At 66.8% G+C, this 24,460-nt stretch carries 21 protein-coding genes; 9 read left to right on the top strand and 12 right to left on the bottom strand.

Going from position 1 to position 24,460, the window contains the following annotated elements; all coding sequences use genetic code 11:
- The first annotated feature begins 42 nt into the window (after positions 1 to 42).
- Together ACZ5PO_RS22665 and ACZ5PO_RS22660 are read left to right on the top strand one after the other, a co-directional pair.
- Positions 43 to 1,134, top strand: a complete 1,092-nt coding sequence (locus tag ACZ5PO_RS22665) for a phosphotransferase family protein (protein ID WP_464196994.1) — start codon at positions 43 to 45, stop codon at positions 1,132 to 1,134.
- A gap of 188 nt (positions 1,135 to 1,322) precedes the next feature.
- Positions 1,323 to 1,925: a TetR/AcrR family transcriptional regulator gene (locus tag ACZ5PO_RS22660; protein WP_464184078.1), complete on the top strand. Its 603-nt coding sequence runs from the start codon at positions 1,323 to 1,325 to the stop codon at positions 1,923 to 1,925.
- Positions 1,926 to 1,958: 33 nt separating this feature from the next.
- On the opposite strand, the gene ACZ5PO_RS22655 is transcribed toward ACZ5PO_RS22660, so the two are convergent.
- Both ACZ5PO_RS22655 and ACZ5PO_RS22650 read right to left on the bottom strand, forming a co-directional pair.
- Entirely contained in the window at positions 1,959 to 3,194 is a 1,236-nt protein-coding gene (locus tag ACZ5PO_RS22655; RefSeq protein ID WP_464184077.1) for an MFS transporter, read from the bottom strand.
- Positions 3,195 to 3,651: 457 nt separating this feature from the next.
- Entirely contained in the window at positions 3,652 to 4,344 is a 693-nt protein-coding gene (locus ACZ5PO_RS22650) for a winged helix-turn-helix transcriptional regulator (RefSeq protein WP_464184075.1), read from the bottom strand.
- A gap of 421 nt (positions 4,345 to 4,765) precedes the next feature.
- Between ACZ5PO_RS22650 and ACZ5PO_RS22645 the strand changes: the two genes are divergently transcribed.
- On the top strand, positions 4,766 to 5,932 hold the full coding sequence (locus tag ACZ5PO_RS22645; RefSeq protein WP_464184073.1) for an acyl-CoA dehydrogenase family protein: 1,167 nt from the start codon (positions 4,766 to 4,768) through the stop codon (positions 5,930 to 5,932).
- A 62-nt stretch (positions 5,933 to 5,994) separates the two neighbouring features.
- Here the strand turns inward: ACZ5PO_RS22645 and ACZ5PO_RS22640 are convergent, their stop codons facing one another.
- Complete coding sequence (locus ACZ5PO_RS22640; RefSeq protein ID WP_464184071.1) at positions 5,995 to 7,608, bottom strand: MDR family MFS transporter; 1,614 nt, start codon at positions 7,606 to 7,608, stop codon at positions 5,995 to 5,997.
- Between the two features lie 267 nt (positions 7,609 to 7,875).
- Between ACZ5PO_RS22640 and ftsH the strand changes: the two genes are divergently transcribed.
- The gene (ftsH, locus tag ACZ5PO_RS22635) at positions 7,876 to 9,699 is read left to right on the top strand and encodes an ATP-dependent zinc metalloprotease FtsH (RefSeq protein WP_464184070.1); all 1,824 of its coding nucleotides are present in this window, start codon (positions 7,876 to 7,878) and stop codon (positions 9,697 to 9,699) included.
- 30 nt (positions 9,700 to 9,729) lie between these two features.
- Here ftsH and ACZ5PO_RS22630 read toward each other — a convergent pair whose 3' ends face one another.
- Positions 9,730 to 10,314, bottom strand: a complete 585-nt coding sequence (locus tag ACZ5PO_RS22630) for a 2'-5' RNA ligase family protein (RefSeq protein ID WP_464184069.1) — start codon at positions 10,312 to 10,314, stop codon at positions 9,730 to 9,732.
- Between the two features lie 166 nt (positions 10,315 to 10,480).
- Here ACZ5PO_RS22630 and ACZ5PO_RS22625 point away from each other — a divergent pair, with 166 nt between their 5' ends.
- Entirely contained in the window at positions 10,481 to 10,981 is a 501-nt protein-coding gene (locus ACZ5PO_RS22625) for a peptide deformylase (RefSeq protein ID WP_464184067.1), read from the top strand.
- Between the two features lie 573 nt (positions 10,982 to 11,554).
- Here ACZ5PO_RS22625 and ACZ5PO_RS22620 read toward each other — a convergent pair.
- Positions 11,555 to 12,331 (bottom strand): NYN domain-containing protein, encoded by a 777-nt coding sequence (locus tag ACZ5PO_RS22620; protein ID WP_464184065.1) that lies wholly within the window; start codon positions 12,329 to 12,331, stop codon positions 11,555 to 11,557.
- A 272-nt stretch (positions 12,332 to 12,603) separates the two neighbouring features.
- Here ACZ5PO_RS22620 and ACZ5PO_RS22615 point away from each other — a divergent pair, with 272 nt between their 5' ends.
- Entirely contained in the window at positions 12,604 to 13,062 is a 459-nt protein-coding gene (locus ACZ5PO_RS22615; protein ID WP_464184064.1) for a PPC domain-containing DNA-binding protein, read from the top strand.
- A gap of 30 nt (positions 13,063 to 13,092) precedes the next feature.
- Here ACZ5PO_RS22615 and ACZ5PO_RS22610 read toward each other — a convergent pair whose 3' ends face one another.
- On the bottom strand, positions 13,093 to 13,866 hold the full coding sequence (locus ACZ5PO_RS22610; protein ID WP_464184062.1) for an SDR family oxidoreductase: 774 nt from the start codon (positions 13,864 to 13,866) through the stop codon (positions 13,093 to 13,095).
- Between the two features lie 253 nt (positions 13,867 to 14,119).
- Here ACZ5PO_RS22610 and ACZ5PO_RS22605 point away from each other — a divergent pair, with 253 nt between their 5' ends.
- The 3 genes from ACZ5PO_RS22605 (at position 14,120) to ACZ5PO_RS22595 (ending at position 17,419) form a co-directional block, all read left to right on the top strand.
- Positions 14,120 to 15,436, top strand: coding sequence for an AmpG family muropeptide MFS transporter (locus ACZ5PO_RS22605; RefSeq protein WP_464184060.1), 1,317 nt, complete (start codon positions 14,120 to 14,122; stop codon positions 15,434 to 15,436).
- Positions 15,437 to 15,546: 110 nt separating this feature from the next.
- Complete coding sequence (locus tag ACZ5PO_RS22600) at positions 15,547 to 16,767, top strand: adenylate/guanylate cyclase domain-containing protein (RefSeq protein ID WP_464184059.1); 1,221 nt, start codon at positions 15,547 to 15,549, stop codon at positions 16,765 to 16,767.
- Between the two features lie 25 nt (positions 16,768 to 16,792).
- The gene (locus ACZ5PO_RS22595; RefSeq protein WP_464184057.1) at positions 16,793 to 17,419 is read left to right on the top strand and encodes a uracil-DNA glycosylase family protein; all 627 of its coding nucleotides are present in this window, start codon (positions 16,793 to 16,795) and stop codon (positions 17,417 to 17,419) included.
- Between the two features lie 228 nt (positions 17,420 to 17,647).
- Here the strand turns inward: ACZ5PO_RS22595 and ACZ5PO_RS22590 are convergent, their stop codons facing one another.
- From ACZ5PO_RS22590 to ACZ5PO_RS22565, 6 genes are all read right to left on the bottom strand, one after another.
- Entirely contained in the window at positions 17,648 to 18,787 is a 1,140-nt protein-coding gene (locus tag ACZ5PO_RS22590) for an aminomethyltransferase family protein (protein WP_464184056.1), read from the bottom strand.
- 191 nt (positions 18,788 to 18,978) lie between these two features.
- Positions 18,979 to 19,389 carry a hypothetical protein gene (locus ACZ5PO_RS22585; RefSeq protein ID WP_464184055.1) on the bottom strand — a complete coding sequence of 137 codons (411 nt, stop codon included), beginning with the start codon at positions 19,387 to 19,389 and terminating at the stop codon, positions 18,979 to 18,981.
- A 56-nt stretch (positions 19,390 to 19,445) separates the two neighbouring features.
- Complete coding sequence (locus tag ACZ5PO_RS22580) at positions 19,446 to 21,818, bottom strand: N,N-dimethylformamidase beta subunit family domain-containing protein (RefSeq protein WP_464184052.1); 2,373 nt, start codon at positions 21,816 to 21,818, stop codon at positions 19,446 to 19,448.
- A 39-nt stretch (positions 21,819 to 21,857) separates the two neighbouring features.
- Positions 21,858 to 22,274, bottom strand: coding sequence for a hypothetical protein (locus tag ACZ5PO_RS22575; protein WP_464184050.1), 417 nt, complete (start codon positions 22,272 to 22,274; stop codon positions 21,858 to 21,860).
- A gap of 45 nt (positions 22,275 to 22,319) precedes the next feature.
- Positions 22,320 to 23,363 carry an ABC transporter ATP-binding protein gene (locus tag ACZ5PO_RS22570; protein WP_464184049.1) on the bottom strand — a complete coding sequence of 348 codons (1,044 nt, stop codon included), beginning with the start codon at positions 23,361 to 23,363 and terminating at the stop codon, positions 22,320 to 22,322.
- A complete protein-coding gene (locus ACZ5PO_RS22565) occupies positions 23,360 to 24,460 on the bottom strand; it encodes an ABC transporter ATP-binding protein (RefSeq protein ID WP_464184048.1) in 1,101 nt (366 codons plus the stop codon). Before ACZ5PO_RS22565 ends, ACZ5PO_RS22570 begins: the two co-directional genes overlap by 4 nt.

Here is a 24,460-nt window from a genome sequence, read left to right as displayed (position 1 = left end):
CGCGCCGGCGGCGCCAAAGGCATGGAGGATAGCCCCGTGAGAATGGCCGACGAGGCTGCCGCCTTCAGCAGGTCCGAGCGGCTGGCCGCGCACGAGCGGTTCGATACGCAGCGCCTTGCCGCCTGGCTCGCCGACCACGTCGGCGGCTTTCGCGGACCAGTCCAAGTGGAGCGCTTCAAGGGCGGCCAGTCCAATCCGACCTACAGCGTCCGCACCCCAGAGGCCCGCTATGTCCTGCGGCGCAAGCCGCCCGGCCGGCTGCTGCCCGGTGCGCACGCAGTGGACCGGGAGTTTGCGGTGCTGACGGCCCTGAGCGACACGCCCGTGCCCGTCGCCCGCGCGCGAGCGCTTTGTCTCGACGAGACGATCATCGGCACCGCCTTCTACGTGATGGATCACGTGGATGGGCGCATCTTCTGGGATCCGGAAATGCCGGATCTGGCGCCTGGCGAACGCGCATCGATCTACGCCTCGATCAACCGCACCCTCGCCACGCTGCACGGCATCGACCCGGCGCGCATCGGCCTGGGCGACTTCGGCCGCAGCGGCAATTACCTTGAGCGGCAGATCACGAGGTGGACCAAACAATACCGCAGCGCCGACACCTGCCTGATCCCGGCGCTCGACCGATTGGCCGATTGGCTGCCGGGCCGCGTCCCGCCCCAGCAGTCCGCCGGCCTGGTGCACGGCGACTACAACATCAACAACATCATGATCGCGCCGGACAGGCCGGAGGTGGCCGCCGTGCTCGACTGGGAACTCGCCACGCTCGGCGATCCGCTCGCCGACTTCGCCTATCATCTGCTGCCGTGGCGCATGCCCAGGGGACTGCTGCTGGGCATGGCGGGCATCGATTTCGCGCGGGCCGGCATTCCCACCGAGGACGAATATGTCGCCGCCTATTGCCGGACGAGCGGCCGCGAGGGCATCGAGCACCTCGACTATTACGTGATCTTCTGCGTGTTCCGCATCGCCGCGATCCTCCAGGGCATTCTGCGACGGGCGATGGACGGCACGGCGGCGAGCGACAAGGCCCGGGAGGTCGGCTCCGAGGCCACCCGCGTCGCGGACTACGGCTGGACGCTGGTCCAGGCGCTGGAAACGTCCGGCACGGCGCGCCCGGGACTGGATTGATCCCGAACGTCCGTCGCGCACGCGAGCCGTCCGATCGGAGCAGCGGGTCGAGACGTCCCCCCTGCCCGGCCAAGCCCTTTCGCGCCGACCGCATCGCCCCGCGACGCTCGACTTGGTAAACCGGTCTGTGCAAACATATCGGCGCCTTCGGGCGTCCTATGCGAACATGCACGGATCGGCACGGGCAAATGAAGCCGCGCGATACCTCGGGAACGAGACGGCGGATCCTGGACACGGCAGACCGGCTCTTCTACGGCCAGGGCATCCGCGCCATCGGCGTCGACACGATCGCGGCCGAGGCCGGCATCAGCAAACGCACCCTCTATAACCACTTCCCCTCCAAGGACGACCTCGTCGTCGCCTACCTGCGGGAGCGGCTGCAGCCGCCGCGCCCGGCCACGGGTGACCCGGCCGAGCAGATTCTCCGGCTGTTCAAGGCGGTAGGCCGGGGCTTCGCACACGCGGAGTTCCGCGGCTGCGCCTTCGTCAACGCGGTGGCCGAGGTGGGAGATGACAATCCCCCGGCCCGCGCCGTCGCCGTCGCATTCAAGGAGCAGCGACGGCTCTGGTTTCGCGAGTTGCTCGTCGAGGCTCAGGCCCGCGACGCGGACTCGCTTGCCTCCCAGCTCATGCTGCTCCTGGACGGTGCCATAGCGACGGCTCTGGTGCGCCGTGATCCCGCCGTGGCGGAGGCTGCGCTCGCGGCCGTCCGCACGCTGCTCGCCGGGTCAGGGATTGCCGCCCACCGCCTGCGCGACCCCATGGTCCCCGCCCCTCGCAGCGAAGCGTGAAGGCCTGAGCGAAGCGGCCGGAGATCCGGCCCCTCATGCCGGCACCAGCCGCGGCGGCGGCGCCGTCGGGCGGGCCAGGGCGAAGGCAATCTGCACCACGCCCGCCGTCAGGCCGACTGCCGCACCGATCTGCCAGGCCAGCCCGTACGAGCCGAGGCTGTCATAGATGACGCCGCCGCCATAGGCGCCGACGAAGCTGCCGATCTGGTGGCTCATGAAGGCGACGCCGCTGATCATGGCCTGCCACTTCAGGCCGAACATCTCGACGACGGCGCCGGCGACCAGCGGCCCGACGCCGAGCCAGAGGAAGCCCATCAGCGCGCCGAACACCAGCGTCGACGTCGGCGACGGGGGCGCCACGAAGTACCAGCCGAGCACCAGCGAGCGGCAGACATAGATCAGGCCGAGCAGCGCAAGCTTGTTCCAGCGCTCGCCGGCCCAGCCGAAGAACAGGCTGCCCAGTACGTTGAAGCCGCCGATGACGCCCAGCGTCTCCGCGCTCAGCATGGGGTCCATGCCGCAGATCGCGAGGTAGGAAGGCAGGTGCGTGGTGATGAACACCAGCTGCATGCCGCAGACGAAGTAGGCGCAGGCCATCACCACGAACGACGCATTGCCGAAGGCCGCCCCGAGCGCCGCCGACATCGACTGGTCGTCCCCCTGCCCCGGCGACGGTGCCGGCAACGGGATCCGGTCGACCCGGCCCGCGTACCAGGCGGCCGGCAGCATGATCAGCGACAGCACGACGAAGCTCGCCAGGCCGATCCGCCAGCCGAAGCCCTGGTTCAGGATCTGCCCCAGCGGCGCGGCCATCAGCGCGCCGAGCGATCCGACGGCGGAGACGACGCCGAGCATGGTGCTGCGGATCGCCGGCGGCACCGCGCGCGCCGTGACGGCGAGCGCGATCGCAGCGGCCGTGGACGCCAGCGATACGCCGATCAGCACGCCGGCGCCCATCATGACGGCGAGCAGCCCCTGTGCGGTGGCCAGCAGCACCAGCCCGAGCACATAGAGCAGCGCACCGGCCAGCATCAGCGGCCGATAGCCGAACCGCACGGCGCAGGCGCCGGCCACAGGCTGAAGAAAGCCCCAGGCCAGGTTCTGGACGGCGATGGCGAGGGTGAAATCGGCGACCGATATGGCCACGTCGCGCGTCAGCGGCTGCAGGAAGATGCCGAGGCTCTGCCGCAAGCCCATGCTGAGGCTGAGCATCACCGCCGTGCCGACCAGTATGGGCAGCATCGGGCGAACGGCTTGCAGTGTGCGCATGAGGGTGCTCGCTCCCGCCCGTGGCCCGAGCTTGATCTGCCATGCTCGGTTACACGGATCGGCCCGATAGAGCGGGCCGAAGCCAGACGGTGTCAAGCTAAAATACACAGCTCTGTGTAACTCTTGGCGATGCGCCGGGAGCCGCACATGCGGGGCTCAGTCTGTCTGACTGCCGGAGCCGGATGGCGCGGACCCGTGGCGACGTGCGGTTCAGGCGGTCGGCAGGTCGCCCCGGGCGGGGACGGCCAGGGGGCCGCGGCCGAGCGATCTCCGACTGGCAGCTATGCGCTGCAGGAGGAGGTAGCTGCCCCCGCCGACGAGCAGTCCTGCGAGCCAGGACATGTCGATACCGCCGAGGGCCGGCGATCACCGATGAGATCGCCATCCTTCCACCCGACATGCCGGGACCTGTCGCAGGTCGCGCGAGCCCGCGATGCACGCAAGCCCGGCCCTCCAGCTACGCCACGCGGCGCGGCTCCGGGGCGAACGGGCTCAGGCCGAGCCAATGCTGCATCGCGCTGGCGATCTTGGGATCGCCGTCGAGCTCGAGCCGGCCGGCGTCGATCTCCTTGCGCACGACGCTCAAGCCCATCCAGACCGCCGTCATGCTTCTGAGCGAGCTGGTGACCAGCAGGTCGATCTCGAAGCCGGGATCGAAGGAGCACAGATCAACCGTCCCGGCGTCGACGATCAGCCACCAGTTCTGCTTCGACGATGGCAATTCCGGGTACAGAAACTGAATCGTGCAGCGCTTGGGCGGCAGCGGCTCGGGGTTGAGGTTGCGCCGCATGTCCCACATGAGCAGGGACGGGTCCAGGTTGCGCAGCGACAGCTCGGATTCCACCCAGCGCTGGCCCCACGCGCCGATGCCCATGATGATCGGCCGCAGCTCGTTGCCCGCCTCCGTCAGGTGATACTCGGTGGCTCCGCCATCTCCGCGCACGGCTCGGATGATCTCGGCTCGCTCGAGGTCCTTCAGGCGCTTCGACAGCAGCGCGGGCGACATGCGCGGCAGACCGCGGCGCAGGTCGTTGAAGCGTGTGGTGCCGCACAGCATTTCGCGAACGACCAATGTGGTCCAGCGTGAGCAGAGGATCTCCGATGCCATCGAGACGGGGCAGAACTGTCCATAACCTCCACGTTCTTCCATCGACAGGTCACTCCCTAGTGTGGTGGATCTGAAGTTCCTGGTCCCCACATGGCATCAATGTTCAGGAACTTCAGATCCATTAAACCACGCTAGAATCATAGAGTTGCTAGTGTGGCTTAGGAATCCGAAATTCGCTCCCAGCGCTGCCCCGAGGTGGTGCGAATTTCGGATCCGCCACACTAGAGCATTTCGCCATCGGATGAGATCATCCAACGGCAGAAAAATGCTCATAGCCTTTTGAATCTGGAACGCTTCTCTTGCGATTGGGTGAGTCCGCCCAATCCAGAAGCGCTCTAGGGCTCACAAGTTGTACGGCGAAAGCAGCCCGGCGGGAACGGCCGGCAGTACAGTTTGTGAACTCGACTGAACGGATGTTGGCGCCGATCTTACGTCCCACCTTGAGTACAAGGAGGGGAAGAACATGGTCAGCGCACTGAATATCTCAACCCATCCCGCCATGGCTCCGGCATCCACGCTCCGGCGCAGCGCGATCGACATCGCGGGCGAGCTCGTGTCCGAGCTGGCCGAGCGCGCCCCGGCGCACGACGAAGGCGATACCTTCGTTGCCGACAACTACGCCCTGCTGAAGCAGGCCGGCCTGATGGAGGCCGGCGTCCCGGTGGAGCTTGGCGGCGGCGGCGCTGACGTGGAGGAACTCGCGGGCATGCTGCGCATCCTGGCGCACGGCTGCGGCTCCACGGCACTCGCCTTCGCCATGCACACCCACCAAGTCGCCGTTCCGGCTTGGCGCTGGCGTCACCGGCAGGTCGCTGCCGTCGAGCCGCTGCTCAAGCGGATCGCGGCCGACCGGATCGTCCTGCTCTCCAGCGGCGGGTCCGATTGGATCGGCGGCTCCGGCACCGCGACCAAGGTGGACGGCGGCTATCGCATCTCGGCCCGCAAGGTGTTCACGTCGGGCTCGCCTGCGGGAGACCTGTTGATGACGACGGCGCTGACTGAGGACGGCGCCTCGGTCATCCACTTCGCCGCGCCGATGAGCGCCCCGGAAATCACCGTCACCGACACCTGGCGCACGCTCGGCATGCGCGGCACCGGCTCCCATGATGTGCTCATCGAGGGGCTGATGGTGCCCGACGCCGCGGTGGCCCTCACTCGCAAGGCCGGCGAGTGGCACCCGCTGTTCCAGATCATCGCGACGGTCGCCTTCCCGCTCATCTATGCCGCCTATCTGGGCGTCGCGGAGAGCGCCCGCGACATCGCCATCGGCTTGGCGAAGGGCAAGCGTGGCGCATCCTATGCGGTGGATGTCGCCGGGCGGATGGATACGGAGCTTCGGGCGGCCCAGCTCGCGCATCGCTGGATGCTCGAGACGGTCGCGCGCAACGCGCCCGACGCGGATACGGTCAACGAGGTGATGATCGGCCGGTCACTCGTGGCACGGCATGCGATCCAAGCCGTGGAGCTGGCGCTGGAGCTGGCGGGCGGAGCGGGTTTCTACCGCCGACACGGGCTCGAGCGCCGCTTCAGGGACATCCAGGGCGCCCGGTATCATCCGCTGCAGGCAGGCCCGCAGGCGCACTATGCCGGCGCCATGGCGCTGGGACTGCCGGTCGCCAACATCTATTGACGGCCGCGACAGGCTGCGCGCGATCGGCGAGGCATGACGCCTGCGCCAATCGCACGCGCTGTTCAATGGGCGCCGCCGCCCCCGGCGGCGTCGGCCTTCTTCAGCAGCAGCACGGCCACCAGGGCGACGACGAGGGCGGCGCCGAGCAGATAGAAGGTGTCGCTGAAGGCCATGACGTTGGCCTGCTGGCGCACCGTCGCGCCGATGGCGACGATGGCCTTGTGGGTCGCCAGCGCAGGATCGGCGACGCCATGACTCTGGAAGTAGGCGGTCAGCCCGGCGATCCGCTGGCGCGTGGCCTCGTCGAACAGCGACACCGCGTTGGTCAGGATGTTGGAGTGGAACTGCTCGCGCTTGTTGAGGAAGGTCTGCAACGCCGCAATGCCGATGGCCCCGCCGAGGTTGCGCATCATGTTGAACAGCGCCGAGGCGGAGCCCGCGTTCTCCTTCTCGATGCCGGCCGTCGCCACGGCGGCGAGCGGCGCCAGCACCAGCGCCTGCCCCACGGCCCGGACCACGTTGGGCCAGAACAGCTGGTCGCTGGCATAGTCGGCGGTCATGTGGATGTTCATGAAGTTGCTGGCGGCGAACAAGGTGAAGCCCACGGCGATCACCCAGCGCGCGTCGAAGCGCTGCATCAGGCGCGGTACCAGCGGGATGAGCAGCAGTTGCGGCAGGCCGGTCCAGGCCAGCACCATGCCGATCTGCTCGGAATTGTAGCCCTGGATCCGGGACAAATAGAGCGGCAGGATGAACACCGAGCCGTAGAGGGCGAAGCCCAGCAGAGCGTTTGCCACGATGCCGAAGCCGAAGTTGCGGCGCAGCAGCAGCCGGAGGTTCAGCAGCGGACGCTTGCTCGTGAGCTCGATCCAGATGAACAGCGTCAGCGCCACGGCAGCGATCACCGACAGGCGGACGATGAAGGGCGATCCGAACCAATCGTCCTTGTTGCCCTCCTCCAGCACCGTCTGCAGCGCGGCCAGCCCGACCGCCATGGTGGCGATGCCGGCCCAATCGCCCTGGGCCAGCAGCCCCAGCCGCATGGGCGAGCGCTCCAGCGAGATCCAGAGCATCACGATCATCACCGCACCCGGCACCAGATTGACATAGAAGATGTACTGCCAGCCCCAGTTCTCGGTGAGATAGCCGCCGATCGTCGGCCCGATGGCCGGCGCGAACGTCGCCGACAGCGCAAACAGGGCCAGGCCGATGGGCTGCTTGGCCTTGGGCAGGAAGGTGATGGTGATGGTGAACGCCAGCGGGATCAGCACGCCGCCGGCAAACCCCTGCACGGCCCGGAGCACGATCATCTGCTCCAGATTGGTGGCGAAGGCGCAGGCCATCGAGAAGATCAGGAACAGGATGGCATTGACCAGCAGGTAGAGCCGCAGCGAGAACACCTGCACCAGCCAGCCGCTCAGCGGGATAACGACGATCTCGGCAATCAGATAGGACGTCGAGATCCAGCCGCCGTCGTCGACGCCGGCGCCGATGGCGCCCTGGATGTCGGCCAGCGAGGCGTTGACGATCTGGATGTTCAGGACAGCCATGAAGGCGCCGAGCGTCGAGCCGACCACGGCGATCCACATGATCAGCCCGCTTGCCGGAGCGGCAGCGGTCGGCGGGGTTGCAGGCGAAGCGGGCACGGTGCCTGCGGCGACGCTCTGGCTGGTCATGGCTGCTCCTCCGGCCGGCTCCGATCCGGCACGCGGGTAAGATGGGCCGCCGTGTCCACGGCGATAATCGAGCAGAAGCGGGAAGGATTATCCGGCGAGACTTGAAGGTCGGCGGTCGTCGCGCCGACGGGCGACGGTTTCTGCCGTCACCTCGGCCGCACCCGCTGACGCGCTGTTGATGCGCCGCAACGCGCAGCCACCGCGAAGATGTCCCTATATTCTCTTCGGCATCCACGCGCGCCGCTGCCGATCAGGGGACACTGCTGCATGGACATCAACAGGAAGACGACGTTCAACATCTGGTACTGGGTGGCGGCCTTCATCGGCCTGCTGGCGTTCCAATACCTCATGACGACGACGACCCAGGTCGCGCAGATCCCTTACAGTCGCTTCGAGAGCTATGTGTCGGAAGGCAAGATCGCCGAGGTGGCCGTCTCGGACCGCTTCATCCAGGGCCGCTTCAAGGAGCCGGTCGACGGCAAGTCGGCGTTCATCACCACGCGGGTCGAGCCGGATCTGGCGCGGCAGCTCCAGGAGCGCGGCGTGGTCGTGACGGGGCAGATCGAAAGCACCCTGCTGCGGGACCTGCTCTCCTGGATCGTCCCGGTCGCGCTGTTCGCCGGCATCTGGATCTTCGTGCTCCGCCGCATGGGCGGCTCGTTCGGCGGCGGGCTGATGCAGATCGGCAAGTCCAAGGCGAAGGTCTACGTGGAGGCCGACACGGGCGTGACCTTCGCCGATGTCGCCGGCGTCGACGAGGCGAAGGACGAGCTCAAGGAGATCGTCGATTTCCTGAAGGATCCCGTGGGCTACGGCCGGCTCGGCGGGCGCATGCCCAAGGGCGTTCTGCTGGTCGGCCCGCCCGGCACCGGCAAGACGCTGCTCGCCAAGGCGGTCGCCGGCGAGGCGCGTGTGCCGTTCTTCTCGATCTCGGGCTCGGAGTTCGTCGAAATGTTCGTCGGCGTCGGCGCAGCGCGGGTGCGCGACCTCTTCGAGCAGGCCCGCGCCAGGGCTCCCGCCATCATCTTCATCGACGAGCTCGATGCCCTCGGCCGCGCCCGCGGCATCGGCCCCATGGCCGGCGGCCACGACGAGAAGGAGCAGACGCTGAACCAGCTGCTCGTCGAGCTCGATGGCTTCGATTCCTCCGCCGGGCTGGTGCTGCTGGCGGCGACCAACCGGCCGGAGATCCTCGATCCGGCCCTGCTGCGGGCCGGGCGCTTCGACCGTCAGGTGCTGGTCGACCGGCCGGACAAGCTCGGCCGCGTGCAGATCCTCGAGGTGCACCTGAAGAAGGCGAAACTGGCGCGCGACGTGTCAGCCGAGCAGATCGCCGCCCTGACACCGGGCTTCACCGGCGCGGATCTCGCCAACCTGGTCAACGAGGCGACGCTGCTCGCCACGCGCCGCAAGGCCGACGCGGTGACGATGGAGGACTTCAATAACGCCGTCGAGCGGATCGTCGCCGGCCTGGAGAAGCGCAACCGCCTGCTCAACCCCAAGGAGCGCGAGATCGTCGCCTACCATGAGATGGGCCATGCGCTGGTCGCCATGGCGCTGCCCGGTGTCGATCCCGTCCACAAGGTCTCGATCATCCCGCGCGGAGTCGGCGCGCTCGGCTACACCATCCAGCGCCCCATCGAGGACCGCTTCCTGATGACGCGGGAGGAGCTGGAGAACAAGATGGCGGTGCTGCTCGGCGGGCGGGCCGCGGAATGGATCGTGTTCCGCCACCTCTCCACCGGCGCGGCCGACGATCTCGTCAAGGTGACCGACATCGCCCGGGCGATCGTGACCCGCTACGGCATGACCGAGAAGCTCGGACACGTGGCGCTGGAGAAGGACCGCCGCTCCTTCATCGCCGGGGACCAGCCCTACTACGGGCCGCAGGAGCGCACCTATTCCGACGAAACCGCCGCCACCGTGGACGAGGAGGTGCGCCGCATCGTGGAGGAAGCCTTTACACGCGCCGTGGCGTTGCTGACGTCGCGCCGCGACGCTCTGGAGCGCTCGGCGCGACAATTGCTGGAGACCGAGACGCTCGACGAAAAGGAGATCCGTGCCCTCGCGGGCGCGCCGGCAGCCGCCTGACCTGGACGGCCGCTCCGGCGCCGGGCGGGCTCACCCGAGTAACGGCCAGCGGCCGAGGACGTCGTGGCGCCCCCGGCCACGGAGGCTATGGAGCAGCACGAACTCGCGCACCTCCCAGCTCACGGGCGACACCCACTGGGGCCGGAGCTCCGCCCTGTCGCGCAGCAGCGTCAGGTGCGGCTCGAACTCCCGCACCGTGCGCGCGGCGAGCCCCACGTCCGCCAGGGCGGCGTGAATCGTGCGATGGAGACGGCGCACGCCGACCACACCCTCGTCGCCGGTCAGGACCAGCGGCCGCGGCGAGCCCTTCCAGCTGATCAGCCGGTCCAACTTCACGACGAAGCGTGAGGCCGTCACACGACCGGCCGCCTCCCGCGCCCTGGCGATGATCTGCTCGTCCGGACGGCGAAAGGCGCCGAGCCCGTTCAGCGAGATATGCAGCAGCGCCGGCGGCGTGGGCGTGCCCGTCAGCCGCAGATGCGACCGATAGCGCTCGATGCGCCGCGAAAGGTCATGCGCGATGAGCGGGGGCGCGATCAAGGCGAAGAAGAGAGCATGGAGCCAACCGCCATGGGCGCCACAGCCGGCTGTATCCGAGGTCCACGCCGCCATCATTCCCGCCTTTCCTCAAGCTCCCCTCCCCGATTCGGGGCCGGCGCACCGGAAAGTCAAGAACATATCGTGAACACAGCTAAAACTATCGGCCAGGCGCGGGCTGACAAGCGGCATGGTCGTGCATACTGAGACACCGCCCGACGGTTTCGCGACGAAGAGAGGCTCCGTGACGGTCCGACCGATCGTAAGATTTCCCGACCCCCGCCTGCGCCAAGTCGCCGAGCCCGTAGCCGTCTTCGACGAGGCGCTTCGCAGCCTTGCAGCCGATCTCCTGGACACGCTCCGCGCGGCGCCCGGCATCGGCATCACCGCCCCACACATCGGCATTCCCGCCCGGCTCGTGGTGCTCGAGCTGACGACGGGCAACGCGCGAACCTACGTCAATCCACGGATCGCCTGGGGCTCGGACGAGCGGATCCGGCACAAGGAGGGCAGCATCTCGATGCCTGGCGCGACGGACGAGGTCGAGCGGTGCGCGCGGGTGCGCGTGCATTATCAGGACCTGGACGGCACCGCGCAGGTCGAGGAGGCCGACGGCCTGCTCGCCGTGTGCCACCAGCATGAGATCGATCAGCTGGACGGCGTCTTCTGGGTCGATCGGCTGTCGCGCCTCAAGCGCGAGCGCCTGATCAAGCGATACGAGAAGCAGCAGCGGCGGCCGTCCTAGAGCATGACCCCAAGAAGTGGACACCGCTCCTTGGGCAAGATCGCGCTCAAGGCAGAGACTTAGACCGCTTCGCGACGGGGTGGACGCAACCCGGCTTCACGGGCACCTGGAGTCTCCAGGGCGCGGCAAGCGGCGACCTTGACTCGTCCGAGCGTCTGGCGGACCATTTCGGGGCTGCTCCTGTGGAAGCCGCGAGTCGGCCTCAGGCTTTGCAGGACATGGCTCCTGATCATGTGGTCGGCGCAGCCAGCAGTGGATGCGGACGCACCGTCCGCCGGCTCACTGATGGTGAGGAGAAGTCCCCCAAGCACAACTCCATGACCTTGCCGAGGAGCAAGGTCGCGGCGCAGGTCACGGCCAGCCGCAGTTGTTAGCCGCCATTTGTGCCGTCCGACAATCGAACCGAGTTGCGAGGCTGACACGCTGACCCCAGCGCCGTCACGTCTCGATACAGCTGGCGCATACCAGAACGCTTCGCAAGACGAAGCTCAGGGCCCCGCGATGCAGTCATGCGGCGGGGCCCACGCGCGTTCGGCTCGACATCGCCGATAGGAACGGGCTCCGGCAAGACCTTCAGGTCGATTTGCGCATGCGTTTGCGGAGCGCGCCCGGCGCCGCCTTCGGAGACGGTTGCGCCGGCCGCGGCCTGATCCGCATGGCCCGGCCCTCCTGATCGACATCGAACGCTTCGGTGCTTCGCACCAGATCGCTCAGCTTGCGATGGCCATAGGTGCGAGGATCGAAATCGGAGGCGATGTTGGCGAGCCGCTGCCCGACCGCGCGCAGGCTCACCCAACCATCCTCGGTCTCCATCTCGGCGATGGCCCTGTTCAATATGGCAGCGGCCGCGCTCGACGGCTGCAGCGGCTTGAGCGCCGTCGCTTCGTCGCTGGCCGATCCCTGGCTCTCCGGCAGCAGGTTCTCGGTGTAGATGAACCTGCGGCAGGCCTGCCGGAAGCTCTCCGGGGTCTTGCGCTCGCCGAATCCGTAGACATCGGCCCCCTGTTCGCGGAGACGGGACGCGAGGCGCGTGAAATCGCTGTCGGACGACACCAGGCAGAAGCCGTCGAACCGGCCGCTGTGCATGAGGTCCATGGCATCGATCACGAGCGCGATGTCGGATGCGTTCTTGCCGGTGGTGTAGGCGAACTGCTGGTGCGCATCGATGGCATATCGCTGCAGGATGTCCGCCCACGACTTGAGGCGCTGGCCCGAGAAATCGCCATAAATGCGCCGGACGCTCGCCTCGCCGAATTTGGCCACCTCCTCGAACAGGCCCGCGGCGATGCGCGGCGACGTGTTGTCGGCATCGATGAGGATGGCAAATCTGGGGGGACGGTCGTCGGCCATGGTCTGCACCTCCATTGTCGTCGGCGCGGCGCTCGCCTCCCGAAGGCAGGCATCGCCGGCGCGCGACCGGGACCGGCCGCCGCCTTGCCTTAGCACGAACCAGCTCCTGTCCGGCTGAATGCGGCCGCGCTGTGGAGGGCCGCCGACGACCTGCCGGGTCTGCTATGATGCGGCACGAGGCGATCGCCTCGTGCCCAATCGCCGGCGCCCCGCCCCGGCATCGTGCGGGGTGGACGACGGCGTCGCGCCGACGACCGTCCGAGGACGCGCCCATGACCGCAACCACCGACATCGTTCGCGTCGTAGCGACCCCGACCGGCTTCCTCCTGGTGTTACGGCAAGGAGACGACGCCTTCGCCGTGCTGGAGCAGCTCGCCGTCGACAAGGCCGTTCCGGCGGCCAGCTTCGTGGGCTTCGGCTTTGCGGGAGAGGTGACCTTCGGCTTCTTCGACTTCGATAGCCGGCAGTATCTGCCCCGGACCTTCCACGACGTGGAGCTGGCCAGCATGACCGGCAGCCTCGCCTGGGCGGACGGGCGGCCGTCGATTCATGCCCACGGCGTGGCCGGGCGCAAGGATTTCGCCGCCGTGGGCGGGCATCTGCTCGGCCTCAAGGTCGGCACCGGATCGCTGGAGATCACGGTCACCGTGCATGATCGGCGCCTCGAGCGGGCCGTCGATCCGGCCGTCGGCACCAACGTGCTGCAACTGCCGGCGGATAGCCCGCGCTGACGTCCCGGCGCGAGCCGCTGCCGCCCCCGGTCAGCCGCCGGCGCACAGGCCGCCGTCGATGGTGACGACGACGCCGCTGGTGTAGCCGGACCGGTCCGAGGCCAGGAACGCCATCATGTCGGCGATCTCGCGCGGCTTGGCGGGGCGCCCGCCCGGGAAGCCGGCCATGAGCTCTGGGTAGCGGCTCTCGTCGCCGAAGCGGTTCTGCGCCTGGGTCTTCATCAGCGTGACGATGCGGTCGGTCTCCACCGGCCCGGGGTTGATGCCGACGACGCGGATCCGGTCGGCGAGGCTGCGGCCGCCGAGCGCCCGGGTGAACGCCATCAGGGCCGCGTTGCCGGCGCTGCCGGCGATGTAATTGGCATCGAAGCGCTCGCCGGCCGCCCCGATGTCGTTGATGATGACGCCGCCGCCGCGCGGCTTCATCTGCGCATACACGAGGCGCGTGAGGTTGATGTAGCCGAAGACCTTGAGCTCCCAGGCGTGGCGCCAGGTCGCCTCGTCGATCTTGTCGAGCGAGCCGCCGGGGATGTCGCCGGCATTGTTCACCAGGATATCGCAATCGGTCGCCGCCGCGGCCAGGCGTGCCACATCGGCCTGCTCCCTGAGGTCGGTCGCATGTACGTCGACCTCCACGCCGTGCGCCGCCCTGAGGCGTCCCGCCACCGCCGCGAGCGCATCGGCGCTGCGCGCGGCCAGCCGCAGATGACAGCCCTCCTCGGCAAAAGCCTCGGCAGCAGCCGCTCCGATCCCTTTCGATGCGCCCGTGATCAAGACACGCTTGCCGCGCAAATGCAGATCCATTGACCGCCCTCCCTCTCGAGCGACTGGCTTCGTCGCGCAGATCCTGCCCCCGCCGGAGGCCCGCGGTCATCCACAGGCTGGCGCAGCGGTGACCTGCTTCCGCCGCAGGGCAGCCCGCCGCCAACCCGAGGGCCCTGCCCGCCCGGCAAGGGCCGCGCCGGTGCCCAAGACGACATCAAATCTCAATGCTAAGGGAGCAAAGCTGTAGGTCGGCCATCCGACATCCACACCTCCGGGACGAGGCGAGAACCGCATGCAGGATCATGCCGTGCCGGCAGGGGCGGACAAGAGCCCGTCCCTGCGCCACCTGGTCTCCGATCGGCGGGTCGGCGCCATGCTGGGCCTCGGCTTCAGCTCCGGCATCCCGTTTCTGCTCGTCTACGTCACGCAGTCGGCGTGGCTGTCGGAAGCCAAGGTGCCGATCGCCATCCTGGGCCTGATGAGCGAGCTGACGCTCGCCTACAAGCTCAAGTTCGTCTGGGCGCCGTTTCTCGACCGCTACGACGCGCCGATCCTGAGCCGCCTGCTGGGGCGGCGGCGGGGCTGGATCGTGCTCTCGCAGATCGGCGTGGTGCTGGCGCTGGCCGGCGTCGCCTTCGGCGATCCGGCCAACTGGCTTGCCTGGACCATCGTGTTCTCGCTGGCGCTCGGCTTCGCCGGCGCCACCCAGGACGTGGTGATCGACGGCTGGCGCATCACCGTGGCCCCGCCCGAGCGCCAGGCGCTGATGTCGTCGTGGGCGGAGATCGGCTGGCGCATCGGCAACCTCGTCGCCGGCGCCGGCGCGCTCTACCTCGCCGATGCCTTCGGCTGGCGCGCCGCCTATCTCTGCATGGCGGCGTTCATGGCGCCCGGCATGATCGCGGCGCTGCTGGCGCCGGAACCCGTGTCGGACCTCGCGCCTCCGCCCCCACCACGCAGCATGGTCGAGACGATCTGGACGCCGATCAAGGAGCTGATCACCCGGCTCGGGCCGCTCGCCATCCCCATCCTGCTCATGGTCGCCGGCTTCCGCATGCCCGGCTACATCTCCAGCGCCATGGCCATGCCGCTGTTCAAGAGCCTGCACTACTCCGATTCCGACATCGCCACGGTGACCAAGCTGTTCGGCTTCGGCGTCGGCATCGCCGGCACCTTCCTCGCCAGCTACATCGTGCCGCGCATCGGCATCATGGCGAGCCTGCTGGTCGGCACCGTCTTCGGCTCGGCCTCGCACTTGAGCCTCGCCTACCTGGCGGCCCACGGCGACCACGGCGGCAGCGAGTTCTGGTTGTTCGCCGCCTCCGTCAGCATCGACAGCTTCGCCTACGCCTTCGCCTCCATCGTCCTCATCACCTACATGTCGTCGCTCACGGCCACCGAGCACGCCGCCAGCCAGTACGCGCTGCTCACCTCGCTCTGCGCCCTACCCGGCAGCCTCATCGCCGGCACCTCGGGCTTCATCATCGAGCGGCTGAGCTTCGTGTGGTTCTTCGTGGGCACATCGCTGATCGGCATACCCGTGGCTTTGCTGTGCTGGTACGTCTGGCACCTGCACGAGAAGCAGGCCGCGCTGCAGCCGGTGACCTGACGGCGCCATCGGGCGTGAGCAACTGGCTGATTCCCGTGGCTTTCGTGGATTTGAAGTTCTGCGACGTTGATGCCATGTGAGGGGGCAGCAACGCCTCATCCGACCTCACGATGTCCCATACCAACAGACCGGCGCTCGACCTCGGCGGCCTTGCCAACCAGATGATGCGGCAAGGCCTGATCGCCGTTGACGGCGATTCGCTGCTCGGCGACCTCGGCCGGGCCCTGAACGCCGCCGGCATGCCGATCCTGCGGCTGAGCATCAGCATGCCGACCCTGCACCCGTCGCTGACGGGCATGAGCCTCAGCTGGCGACGCGATGGCGAGGTCCAGGTCGTGAAGGTCGGCCATGACGGGGATGGCGAAGCCGAGTTCAATCGCAGCCCGATCCACGCACTGCTCGCGGCGGACCAACAGACCGGCCGCTGGCGCGTCGGCGACGGCGAGGGCTGCAACGAGTTCTCGTTGCTGGCCGACATGCGCCGCGAGGGAGCCACCGACTACCTGCTCAGGATCGTCGCGTTCGCACCCGATATCGCCATCCTCGGTGCTGCCATGAGCTTCGCGACCGATCGCCCGGGAGGCTTCACCGACCACGATCTGGCCACGGTCGAGGCCCTGCTCCCCTCCGTGGCGCTGGTGTCGTACCGCTTCTGCCTGAGCTCGACCATCAGGGAGGTCCTCGGCGCCTATGTCGGGCCGCGGACGGCCGACCGCATCCTCGCCGGCAGTATCCGCCGCGGCCAGGGCGAGGTCATCTCGGCGGCCATTCTCGTCGCCGACCTCAGGGCCTTCACGCTGCTGACCGATCACGAGGATCCGCTCCGGGTCGTCGGCTGGCTCGACCAGCACCTGGAGGCGCTCGGCGAGCCGGTGCAACAGGCCGGCGGCGAGATCCTCAAGTTCACGGGCGACGGCTTCATGGCCGTGTTCCCGGTCGAGGATCCGACGGCGCGTCCGTGCGCCGTCTGCGACCGCGCCCTGGCGGCGGCACAGGCCGGGCTGGCGCGCAACCGGGCGCTGGCGCTCACGCGCACCGCGGCCACCGAGCCTGCCCTGGCGGCCGATGTCGTCCTGCACTACGGCGACGTGGTCTATGGCAACGTCGGCATCACCGACCGGCTCGACTTCACCGCCATCGGCCGTGCCGTCAACGAGGCCAGCCGGATGGAGAAGCTATGCGACGAGATCGGCCGCAACCTCCTTCTCTCCGACAGCTTCGCCCAACGCTGCGCGGGACCGCTCATCGACCTCGGAGTCTTCCCCCTGCGCGGCGTCGACGGCCCACAGCGGCTCTGGAGCGTGGCCGATCCCGCCGATGACCCCACCTAGCAGGGCACGCCCCCAGGGCGTGGACTTGAACGAGCCCCTCCCTGCGCTGCTCGATGAGATCCGCCGCTGCCGCATCTGCCGCGACGCGCCCCGCTATGGCGCGCGATTGCCACATGAGCCGCGGCCGATCATCCAGGCGTCGGGCGAGGCGCGAATCTGCATCGCCAGCCAGGCGCCGGGCACCCGCGCCCATGCGTCCGGCCGCCCCTATACCGACCCGTCCGGCGTGCGCCTGCGCGACTGGCTGCGGCTCGACGAGGCGACGTTCTACGATCCGGGCAAGGTCGCGATCGTGGCCATGGGCTTCTGCTTTCCAGGCCACGACGCCCTCGGCGGCGACCTGCCGCCACGCCGCGAGTGCGCGGAGGCCTGGCGCGCCCGCGTCATGGCGCGTCTGCCCGAGGTCGAGCTGATGCTGCTCATCGGCCAATACGCGCAGCGCTGGCATCTGGGACCAGCGGGAACGGTGGGCGGCGTGACCGGGACCGTCCGGAGGTGGCGCGAGATCTATGATGCGAGCGCCCGGCCGCGGCTGCTGGCACTGCCACACCCGTCGTGGCGCAACAGCGGCTGGCTGAAACGTAATCCGTGGTTCGAGACGGAGTTGCTGCCGGTGATGCGCGCCGACGTGGCGCGGCTGGTGGGGCCATAGGGACTCAACTGGCGCGCGCCACCCCTTCGGGTGCGCGCAGCACGTCTTGTCCTTGGCGGTCGCACCCACATGGCCCTCGCGGCCCGGCAGCAGATCTCTGATCCGGTGCCATTGCTTCATCGCGCAAGCCATAGCGTCGCATCGGTCAGCTCCGAATCAACTGACTGCCTCGTGAATCATCAACATTCCTCTGGGGGAATCGCCCGATAGAGGAAACGCCTAGGCCTTTTACGGCGCGCTGCGCTTCTTCTTCTCCGGGTCGTCGAAATTGATCGGGCTCGCCGTCGCCGAGCAGGAGACGCCCTTGCCCTTGATCTCCAGCCTGGTGCCGGGTTTGGCTGCTGAGACGTCGAAGCGGCCGATGGCCAGCGAGCGCCTGGTCGCCCGCGAATGCATGGCGCAGGTGACGACGCCCGCCCTCTTACCGCCCACATAGATCTCATCGCCGCCGTCCAGGACCTGATCGGTGTCGGCGACGAGGCCGTAGATCTTGAAGCGCTCCTTGCCTTTCAGCTTGTAGTGCTCCTCGGCGCCGCGGAACAGCGTCTTGCCGGGCGAGACGGTGAAGTCTAGCCCCAGCTCCCACAAGGTGTCGCCGGGCGGCTCGTCCTCGAAGGGATACATCTGCGAATTGTCGTAGGGGTAGAAGATCAGATAGCTCTCGACGCGCAGCCAGTCGAGTGCGGTGAAGGAAGCCGGGATGATGCCCATCGGCTTGCCTTCAGCCAAGATCGTGTCCCAGATCTCGACCGCATCCTCGGCCCGGCAGAAGATCTCGTAGCCGCGCTCCCCGGTGTAGCCGGTGCGCGAGATCATCACCGGCTTGCCGAAGAGTCTCGTCTGGACGTGGTGGAAATATTTGAGGTCCTTGATCCCCGGCACCTGCTTGGCGAGAAAATCGACCGAAAGCGGGCCCTGCAGCGAGAGATCCTGCAAATCGTCGTCAAACAGAATCGAGACGTTCTTGCCGACCGTGTCGGCGGCGACGTCCTCATAACCGGTGCCGGAGCCGAACACCGTCATCCAGGAGTTCGGGCCGGTGCGGAAAAGCAGGCAGTCGTCCGTGAATTTTCCCGCCTCGCTCAGCATCGTGGCGTAGACCGACTTGCCCGGATAGACCTTCCGCACGTCGCGCGAGGTCATGTGCTGCAGCACATGATGCGAATGCGGGCCGACGAGATGAGCCTTCCTCAGGCCCGAGACATCCATCAGCGCCGCCTTGGTGCGCACCGCCTCGTGCTCGTCGGGCAGGTTGGACCCCGCGTAGGTCCAGGCCGTCTCCATGCCATTCCAATCCTCGAGATTGGATCCAAGCGCCCTGTGCCTCGCCGCCAGCGGCGACCTGCGCCACGACATCACGCCTGTCATTTCTCGCTCCTTCGACCCGCCTTTGCAGCGGGCGTAGAACCGGCCCGTCTGCCGCACTAACGAAAACTTTGGGGCGTTGGCGTCCTCAGATCATGACATCGCCTCCGTTCGGGTTCATCGTCGCACCGATGCAGTAGGTGCCCTCATCAGAGGCGAGCAGCACCGCTGTCGGTGCGATCTCTTCAGGATGGTCAGTTCATCCGGGGCGGCCTGTTGCCCCATTCGTCGAGGCGCATCCGCTCGGCTGCGCGGCGCGCCTCGTCCTCGCTATCGTAAAGCTTATCGGCGAAGACGCGGAGGGGTGTGACGGAATCGGCGTGGAGCTGTCCGACGCACCATGCTTCGCCGCGCTTGGCCTGGACGACGACGTAGAAGCCTTTGACCGGTCCCGGGCGATGGCCGTTGATCATGAACAGCATGGCTCCGAGCGCCGAGAACTCGCCATGCTCAATGAGCACCGGCTCGGGAGGCTCGGCTTCATTCCGGTCGACCAGCTTCACGCTACCGAGCGGGAACTCCATGATCCCGTCGAGATCGACGACCTTGTCCCTGAACTGCCGACTGACCCACCACATCGGGTCCTTGCCCACGCGCTTGTCCATCTTCATCTCCTCAAAGGCTGGGAAGGGGCTGCGAGGCCGCCTCGCCGCCCACGCGGTCAGGGAAGCGCCCCGTCTACCAGAAATCCGCGAAGGACGTTTTCGGTAATACGCGAGACGTTATTATTATAGTTGTTGTGGGAAAGACTTCCACACCAGGTCAGAGATCCCGGACACCAAGTACCACCGTTGTTTGCTGTCTTATAGTATATCATGTCGGCGCGAACCATCGGATTCTCGTCACCTCCACCCCAATAGCCTCTCGCGTAGTGCAATATCTCTTCATTGACCTGCTGCATCAGGTCCGTGTGCCCCTCCGATCGGGCGAGGACATAGGTCTGGTGCGGCGTGCCGACGTCCTCGGCATAGCGGTCGATCTCGAGACCGGCGGCGCCACCGCCGACAAGGCCGAAGTCGCCGATCACCTCGCCCTCGCCGACCCCTTCGAACATCCACGCCGTCTCCGGCAGCATGCTTTCCTCCATGCGGCGGTAGTAGGACGACACGTCGAAGCCATATGCTGCAAAGGTCAGACCGCACACCTTGCTGGGCGCGCGGCCACGCGCCCGCCACATGCCGCCGAAGCCGCCGTCGAAGGCTTGGGAATACTCGCCCGGATCGGTGGTGTAGGCACGGTTGCCGGCCTCCCCCTTGCGAACCTCGATGATGTTCTCGTTGTCCGGGTGGATCGACGTGCACCAGTAGAAGCCATCTCCGCCGAGATACATGAAGCGACCGCCCGAGTGCTGGTAGGCCATGAACGCTTCAATATGCTTCTCGGAGCTGTATTCTGGGTGGGTCCCGGTCAGCACCACCTTGTAGCGGTTGAGAAGTCCGGCGCCCTCCTTCTCTAATTCGAAATCGCTGTAGACATCGTAGTCGATGCTTTTGGCTTCTAGCCAGTCCGTCAGGTGCAAGTCCGCGTTGAACTGCCAGAGCGAGGGCGACAGCCAATGGCGATACTTCGGACGCAGGTTGATGATCGGCCGCAGGCGCGACGAATAGAACACACCCGAGCCGTCGGAGTGAACGGAGTAGCAGGACAGGCCCATCTCGCGATGCGCGTTCAGCGTCAGATCCGCCGCGGCGATCATCGGCACCGAACCCTTGAGAAGCTGAGCGATGACGGAGTCGGTGGCCAGATTGTCGTTCGAATAGGCGAGATAGCTACAGATCGGTACGATCAGCGCCACGTCGGCCGTGGTCTTGCCTTTCGGCGGGCGCACGATGAAGGGGATATAGTCCTCCGTCTCCGCGGTGGAGACGCCGCCGATCCGCACGCGCGCCGCGTAGATGCCGCTCTTCATTCCCTCGGGGATCGTGTAGCTGAAGCTCTCCTCCCAGCGGGAATCATCGAGATCATCGTCGTGGAAATGGATCGCACCGTACTCTTCCGGAGCGTGGCGGTAGGAGATTTCGTTGCCGGTCCAGTTGTAGCCGGTCATTCCGCGCGCGGGCATGTTGATGATGAAGCCGTCGAGCCCGTTCCAGCCCGCATCGATGATGAGGGTCGAGGCGATATTCTTGCCAAGATTGGCGTGGAAATCCCAGGCCGCGACGATATCGTTGCGAATGGCAGGCTCGACCGCCTTGACGCCCCGGACGAGCGCGTCGATCTGGCCCTCGCTCAGTACGGCCGAGGACAGGCGAGGCCCGTCGATCTTGCCGTTGTAGCAGGCGAACTGCACTGGCAGCGCGATGGGTGACTTCGCCTCCGCGAAATGGCCGCCGAAGGCGGAGCGACCCGACACCGCCTCCTTGCAGAGGGATCCGATGAGAAAGGGCGCATCGTTGCGCTTCGGCGCCCCGACCTTTTTCTGGAAGCGCACCACGGCGGTGCTCTCTTCGATCGGATGCACGATGGCCATGCCGATGCCGCCGTTCGTGGCGGTCGGCAACGGTGTCTGGCGAAGGCAGATCTCGCCGGAGCCCGCGTCATAGGTGGCCGAGACCTTGTACCAGACACGCTTCAGCATTGGCGTGGCGGTCGAGACCTTGGCCACGCCGTCGGCGCCCCCAATCCAGAGGCCGAGGCTGCCGTCTTCCGCCACGACCAGGGCATAGCCGGACTGGTCCGCGTCGCACCATTTTCCGGCGATGCCCTGGATACCCTTGTCCGGCGTCGTCGGAAACACCATGGCCTGCAGAGTGAAGCTTCCGACCGAGAGCCGGTCATCGGACGGTACGATGACATAGCTGCCGATATGGATGTCCTGCGGCTTTCCCTCGTAGTCGTCGCCAAGATCGGTCTCGATCAGTTCTTCCTTGTAGCCGGGTCCCTCAGGGGTCGTGTCGCCGTGGATCAGCCGCACGATATCCGCGCCGTAGCTCTCGCCCTCATACGAGCTGATATAGAATTTTAGCGTCTCTCCCGGCTCAACGCAGAACTTCTCGTTGTATCCGACAATTCGCAACATATTCGATCCGGTCATTTTTCACCTTTGAAGCTGATCTGCGAAATTCTGTCGTCGTCACGGCTTCGGATATTGTTCCATAAGCTTTGCGACACGACGCAGAAAGATCGCATGCTCTATCTCATCTTCGCTTCCATAATATTCGTTATCGAGAATGACAATCGGGTCGCCGCGCACACCGGACAGGATGCCGATCGCGTATTGTTCGAACGGCTTCAGGGCGATCATCACTTCCTTGCCCTTCGTCGGGTGCCGGCGCAGCTTGTCCAGGAGGTGCCCGAGCTCCTCGCTGTGCTGGACGCCCGGCACGCCCGCCTTGCCGGGCCTGCCGATCGGATTGGCGCGATGCTCGGCGATGACCCTTTCGCGGACTTCGTCGTTCCACAGGATCGGCATGACATGCGTACGGGTGATGAAGTCGTCCGTCTCGGCGTACGAGCCGTTTTTGGACATAGTGGTGTGTTTCCTGCCCATGGGCCGGACTCCTTTCTCCATTTCGACTGCTGCACTCTGCGGTTTCTAGGTGTCTTTGAGGGCCATTTCGAGCCTCAACGTCCGCTCTATATTTTCCTGAAACACTGCAAAATTGTCTACTTCGCGCTTACGGGCAGCAATCTGCTCATGCTTGAAGCAGCGAACACTGTGGTTCTTGCCGACCATGCTGATCGGCGGCATATGTGTTTGCGTATGACTGTCGGCATAGGGACAGCGCGAGGCGAGGAAGCACCCCTTGGGCAGGTCGATCGGGCTCGGGATCTCTCCCTCCAGCGCCACGCCCGGTTCGATCTTCAGGGTCGGGTCCGGCAAGAGCACGGATGACAGGAGCCCGATGCTGTAGGGATGGCGCGGCTCGGAGAACAGCGCGGCGGTGTTCGCCTCCTCCACGATCATGCCTAGATACAGCACCGCCACACGGTGGCTCAGATAGCGCACCGTGCTGAGATCGTGGGAGATGAACAGGTAGGCGGTCTCCAGTTCGCCCTGCAGGCGAATGAGCAGGTCGATGATCTCCGCGCGCGCCGTCGGGTCGAGCGCGGAGGTCGGCTCGTCGAGTACGATCAGCTCCGGTCGGGTCACGATAGCACGGCCGATTCCAACGCGCTGCTGCTGACCGGCGCTGAGCTCGCCGGGATAGGCGTTGAGCATGGCTTCGGGCAGGCCGACCCGCCTGGCGACCTCGCGGAGGCGCTTGTCACGGTCGCTGCGGTTGAGCTTGAGGATCCTCAGCGGCTCGGCAATGGAGTCTCCGACCCGAATGCGAGGGTCGAGCGATTCCGCCGGCTCCTGGAAGACGAGTTGCATGCGCCCGCGCAAGGACGGGGAGCGGATCGTCCGGCTGCCGCCCATGCGCTCGCCGGCGAACGTGACGGTGCCGCCGCTCGGCTCCAGAAGCCCCAGGACGCAGCGCCCGATCGTCGTCTTTCCGGAACCGGATTCGCCAACGAGGGAGAGCGTCGTACCCTTTTCCAGAGTGAGGCTCACCCCGTTGACCGCCTGCACCACCTTGCGGGAGCCGGCGAGCGGAAAGCGCATCTCGAGATCGTTGACTTCCAGGAGACTCATGCCGCCGTCTCCGCAACCGGATAGTGACACCGCACCGACTGACCACCGCGCAGCGGCGTGAGGGCTGGACGTTCGACAACGCATTTCGGCTGCGCCTTGACGCAGCGGTAGCGGAACGGACATCCCGTGGCGGCGGGCGGCGCCTCGCCGGCCGCCGCGCGCGTCCACCGGGCGCGCAGCGCCGGATTATGGGAGAACGCCGCCAGCAGCATCATGCTGTAGGGATGCGCCGGGCGGGCGAAAAAGGTCGCGATATCCGCGAGCTCCACGATCTCGCCGTCGAACAGGACGGAGATACGGTTGCAAAAGTGCGCGGTGATGCCGATGTCGCGCGTGATGAAGAGCATGGACGCGCCCTGGTCGCGAACCATGACCTTCATGAGGTCGAGCACCTGGGCCTGGACGGTCACGTCGAGGCCGCTGGTCGCATCATCGGAAATGATGAACTTCGGAGAGCAGATCAGCGCGATCGCGATGATCACGCGCTGCGCCATGCCGCCGCTCAGCTCATGCGGATAGGCGTTGAAGCGGCGCTCGGCGTCGGGGATGCGGACGGCGCGCAGCATCTGCAGCGCCTTGCCGGCGGCCTCGCGGCGAGACAGCTTGAGATGCTCTCGGACGACCGTGGAAATCTGCTCGCCGACCGTCTGCAGCGGGTTCAGCTCGCTGCGCGGATTGGGCACCATCATGCTGATGTGCCGACCACGGATTGACCGCAACGTCCCGTCGTCGAGCTTCGTCATGTTCGAGCCGTCGAACATGACGTCGCCTCCTTCGACCACCCCCGGCTGCGGGACCATGCCCATGATCGCGCGGGCCAGCGTGGTCTTGCCCGAGCCGGATTCGCCGACGAGGCCAACGATCTCCCCGCGACCGATCTTGAGATCGATGCCCTTGAGGGCGCGCTTGCCGGCACGGCCGTAGGACGGAAAGGTGACCTTGAGGTCTTTGACATCGAGCGCGGTCGGCTCGGCGATGCGTCTCTCGGCCACTGCAGTGGCGCCTGTGACGCTCTCACGCCCGACCTCGCGGTCTGTCATCGTGGAGGACTTCATCGTACCGACACGTCGTGCATGACTGCTCTCAAAGGCCACCAT

The organism is Chelatococcus sp. KU-N122 (assembly GCF_055391085.1).
The sequence above is the reverse complement of the archived record's forward strand: the minus strand, read 5'-3'. Positions and strand labels throughout refer to the sequence as shown.

Coding starts and splice junctions, on each gene's coding strand:
- ACZ5PO_RS22665 (WP_464196994.1), top strand. CDS start 43: ATGGCCGACGAGGCTGCCGCCTTCAGCAGGTCCGAGCGGCTGGCCGCG.
- ACZ5PO_RS22570 (WP_464184049.1), bottom strand. CDS start 23,363: ATGAGTCTCCTGGAAGTCAACGATCTCGAGATGCGCTTTCCGCTCGCC.
- ACZ5PO_RS22620 (WP_464184065.1), bottom strand. CDS start 12,331: ATGGCCGACGACCGTCCCCCCAGATTTGCCATCCTCATCGATGCCGAC.
- ACZ5PO_RS22565 (WP_464184048.1), bottom strand. CDS start 24,460: ATGGTGGCCTTTGAGAGCAGTCATGCACGACGTGTCGGTACGATGAAG.
- ACZ5PO_RS22605 (WP_464184060.1), top strand. CDS start 14,120: ATGCAGGATCATGCCGTGCCGGCAGGGGCGGACAAGAGCCCGTCCCTG.
- ACZ5PO_RS22640 (WP_464184071.1), bottom strand. CDS start 7,608: ATGACCAGCCAGAGCGTCGCCGCAGGCACCGTGCCCGCTTCGCCTGCA.
- ACZ5PO_RS22655 (WP_464184077.1), bottom strand. CDS start 3,194: ATGCGCACACTGCAAGCCGTTCGCCCGATGCTGCCCATACTGGTCGGC.
- ACZ5PO_RS22610 (WP_464184062.1), bottom strand. CDS start 13,866: ATGGATCTGCATTTGCGCGGCAAGCGTGTCTTGATCACGGGCGCATCG.
- ACZ5PO_RS22660 (WP_464184078.1), top strand. CDS start 1,323: ATGAAGCCGCGCGATACCTCGGGAACGAGACGGCGGATCCTGGACACG.
- ACZ5PO_RS22645 (WP_464184073.1), top strand. CDS start 4,766: ATGGTCAGCGCACTGAATATCTCAACCCATCCCGCCATGGCTCCGGCA.
- ACZ5PO_RS22615 (WP_464184064.1), top strand. CDS start 12,604: ATGACCGCAACCACCGACATCGTTCGCGTCGTAGCGACCCCGACCGGC.
- ACZ5PO_RS22580 (WP_464184052.1), bottom strand. CDS start 21,818: ATGACCGGATCGAATATGTTGCGAATTGTCGGATACAACGAGAAGTTC.
- ACZ5PO_RS22650 (WP_464184075.1), bottom strand. CDS start 4,344: ATGGAAGAACGTGGAGGTTATGGACAGTTCTGCCCCGTCTCGATGGCA.
- ftsH (WP_464184070.1), top strand. CDS start 7,876: ATGGACATCAACAGGAAGACGACGTTCAACATCTGGTACTGGGTGGCG.
- ACZ5PO_RS22630 (WP_464184069.1), bottom strand. CDS start 10,314: ATGATGGCGGCGTGGACCTCGGATACAGCCGGCTGTGGCGCCCATGGC.
- ACZ5PO_RS22600 (WP_464184059.1), top strand. CDS start 15,547: ATGTCCCATACCAACAGACCGGCGCTCGACCTCGGCGGCCTTGCCAAC.
- ACZ5PO_RS22590 (WP_464184056.1), bottom strand. CDS start 18,787: ATGACAGGCGTGATGTCGTGGCGCAGGTCGCCGCTGGCGGCGAGGCAC.
- ACZ5PO_RS22575 (WP_464184050.1), bottom strand. CDS start 22,274: ATGGGCAGGAAACACACCACTATGTCCAAAAACGGCTCGTACGCCGAG.
- ACZ5PO_RS22585 (WP_464184055.1), bottom strand. CDS start 19,389: ATGGACAAGCGCGTGGGCAAGGACCCGATGTGGTGGGTCAGTCGGCAG.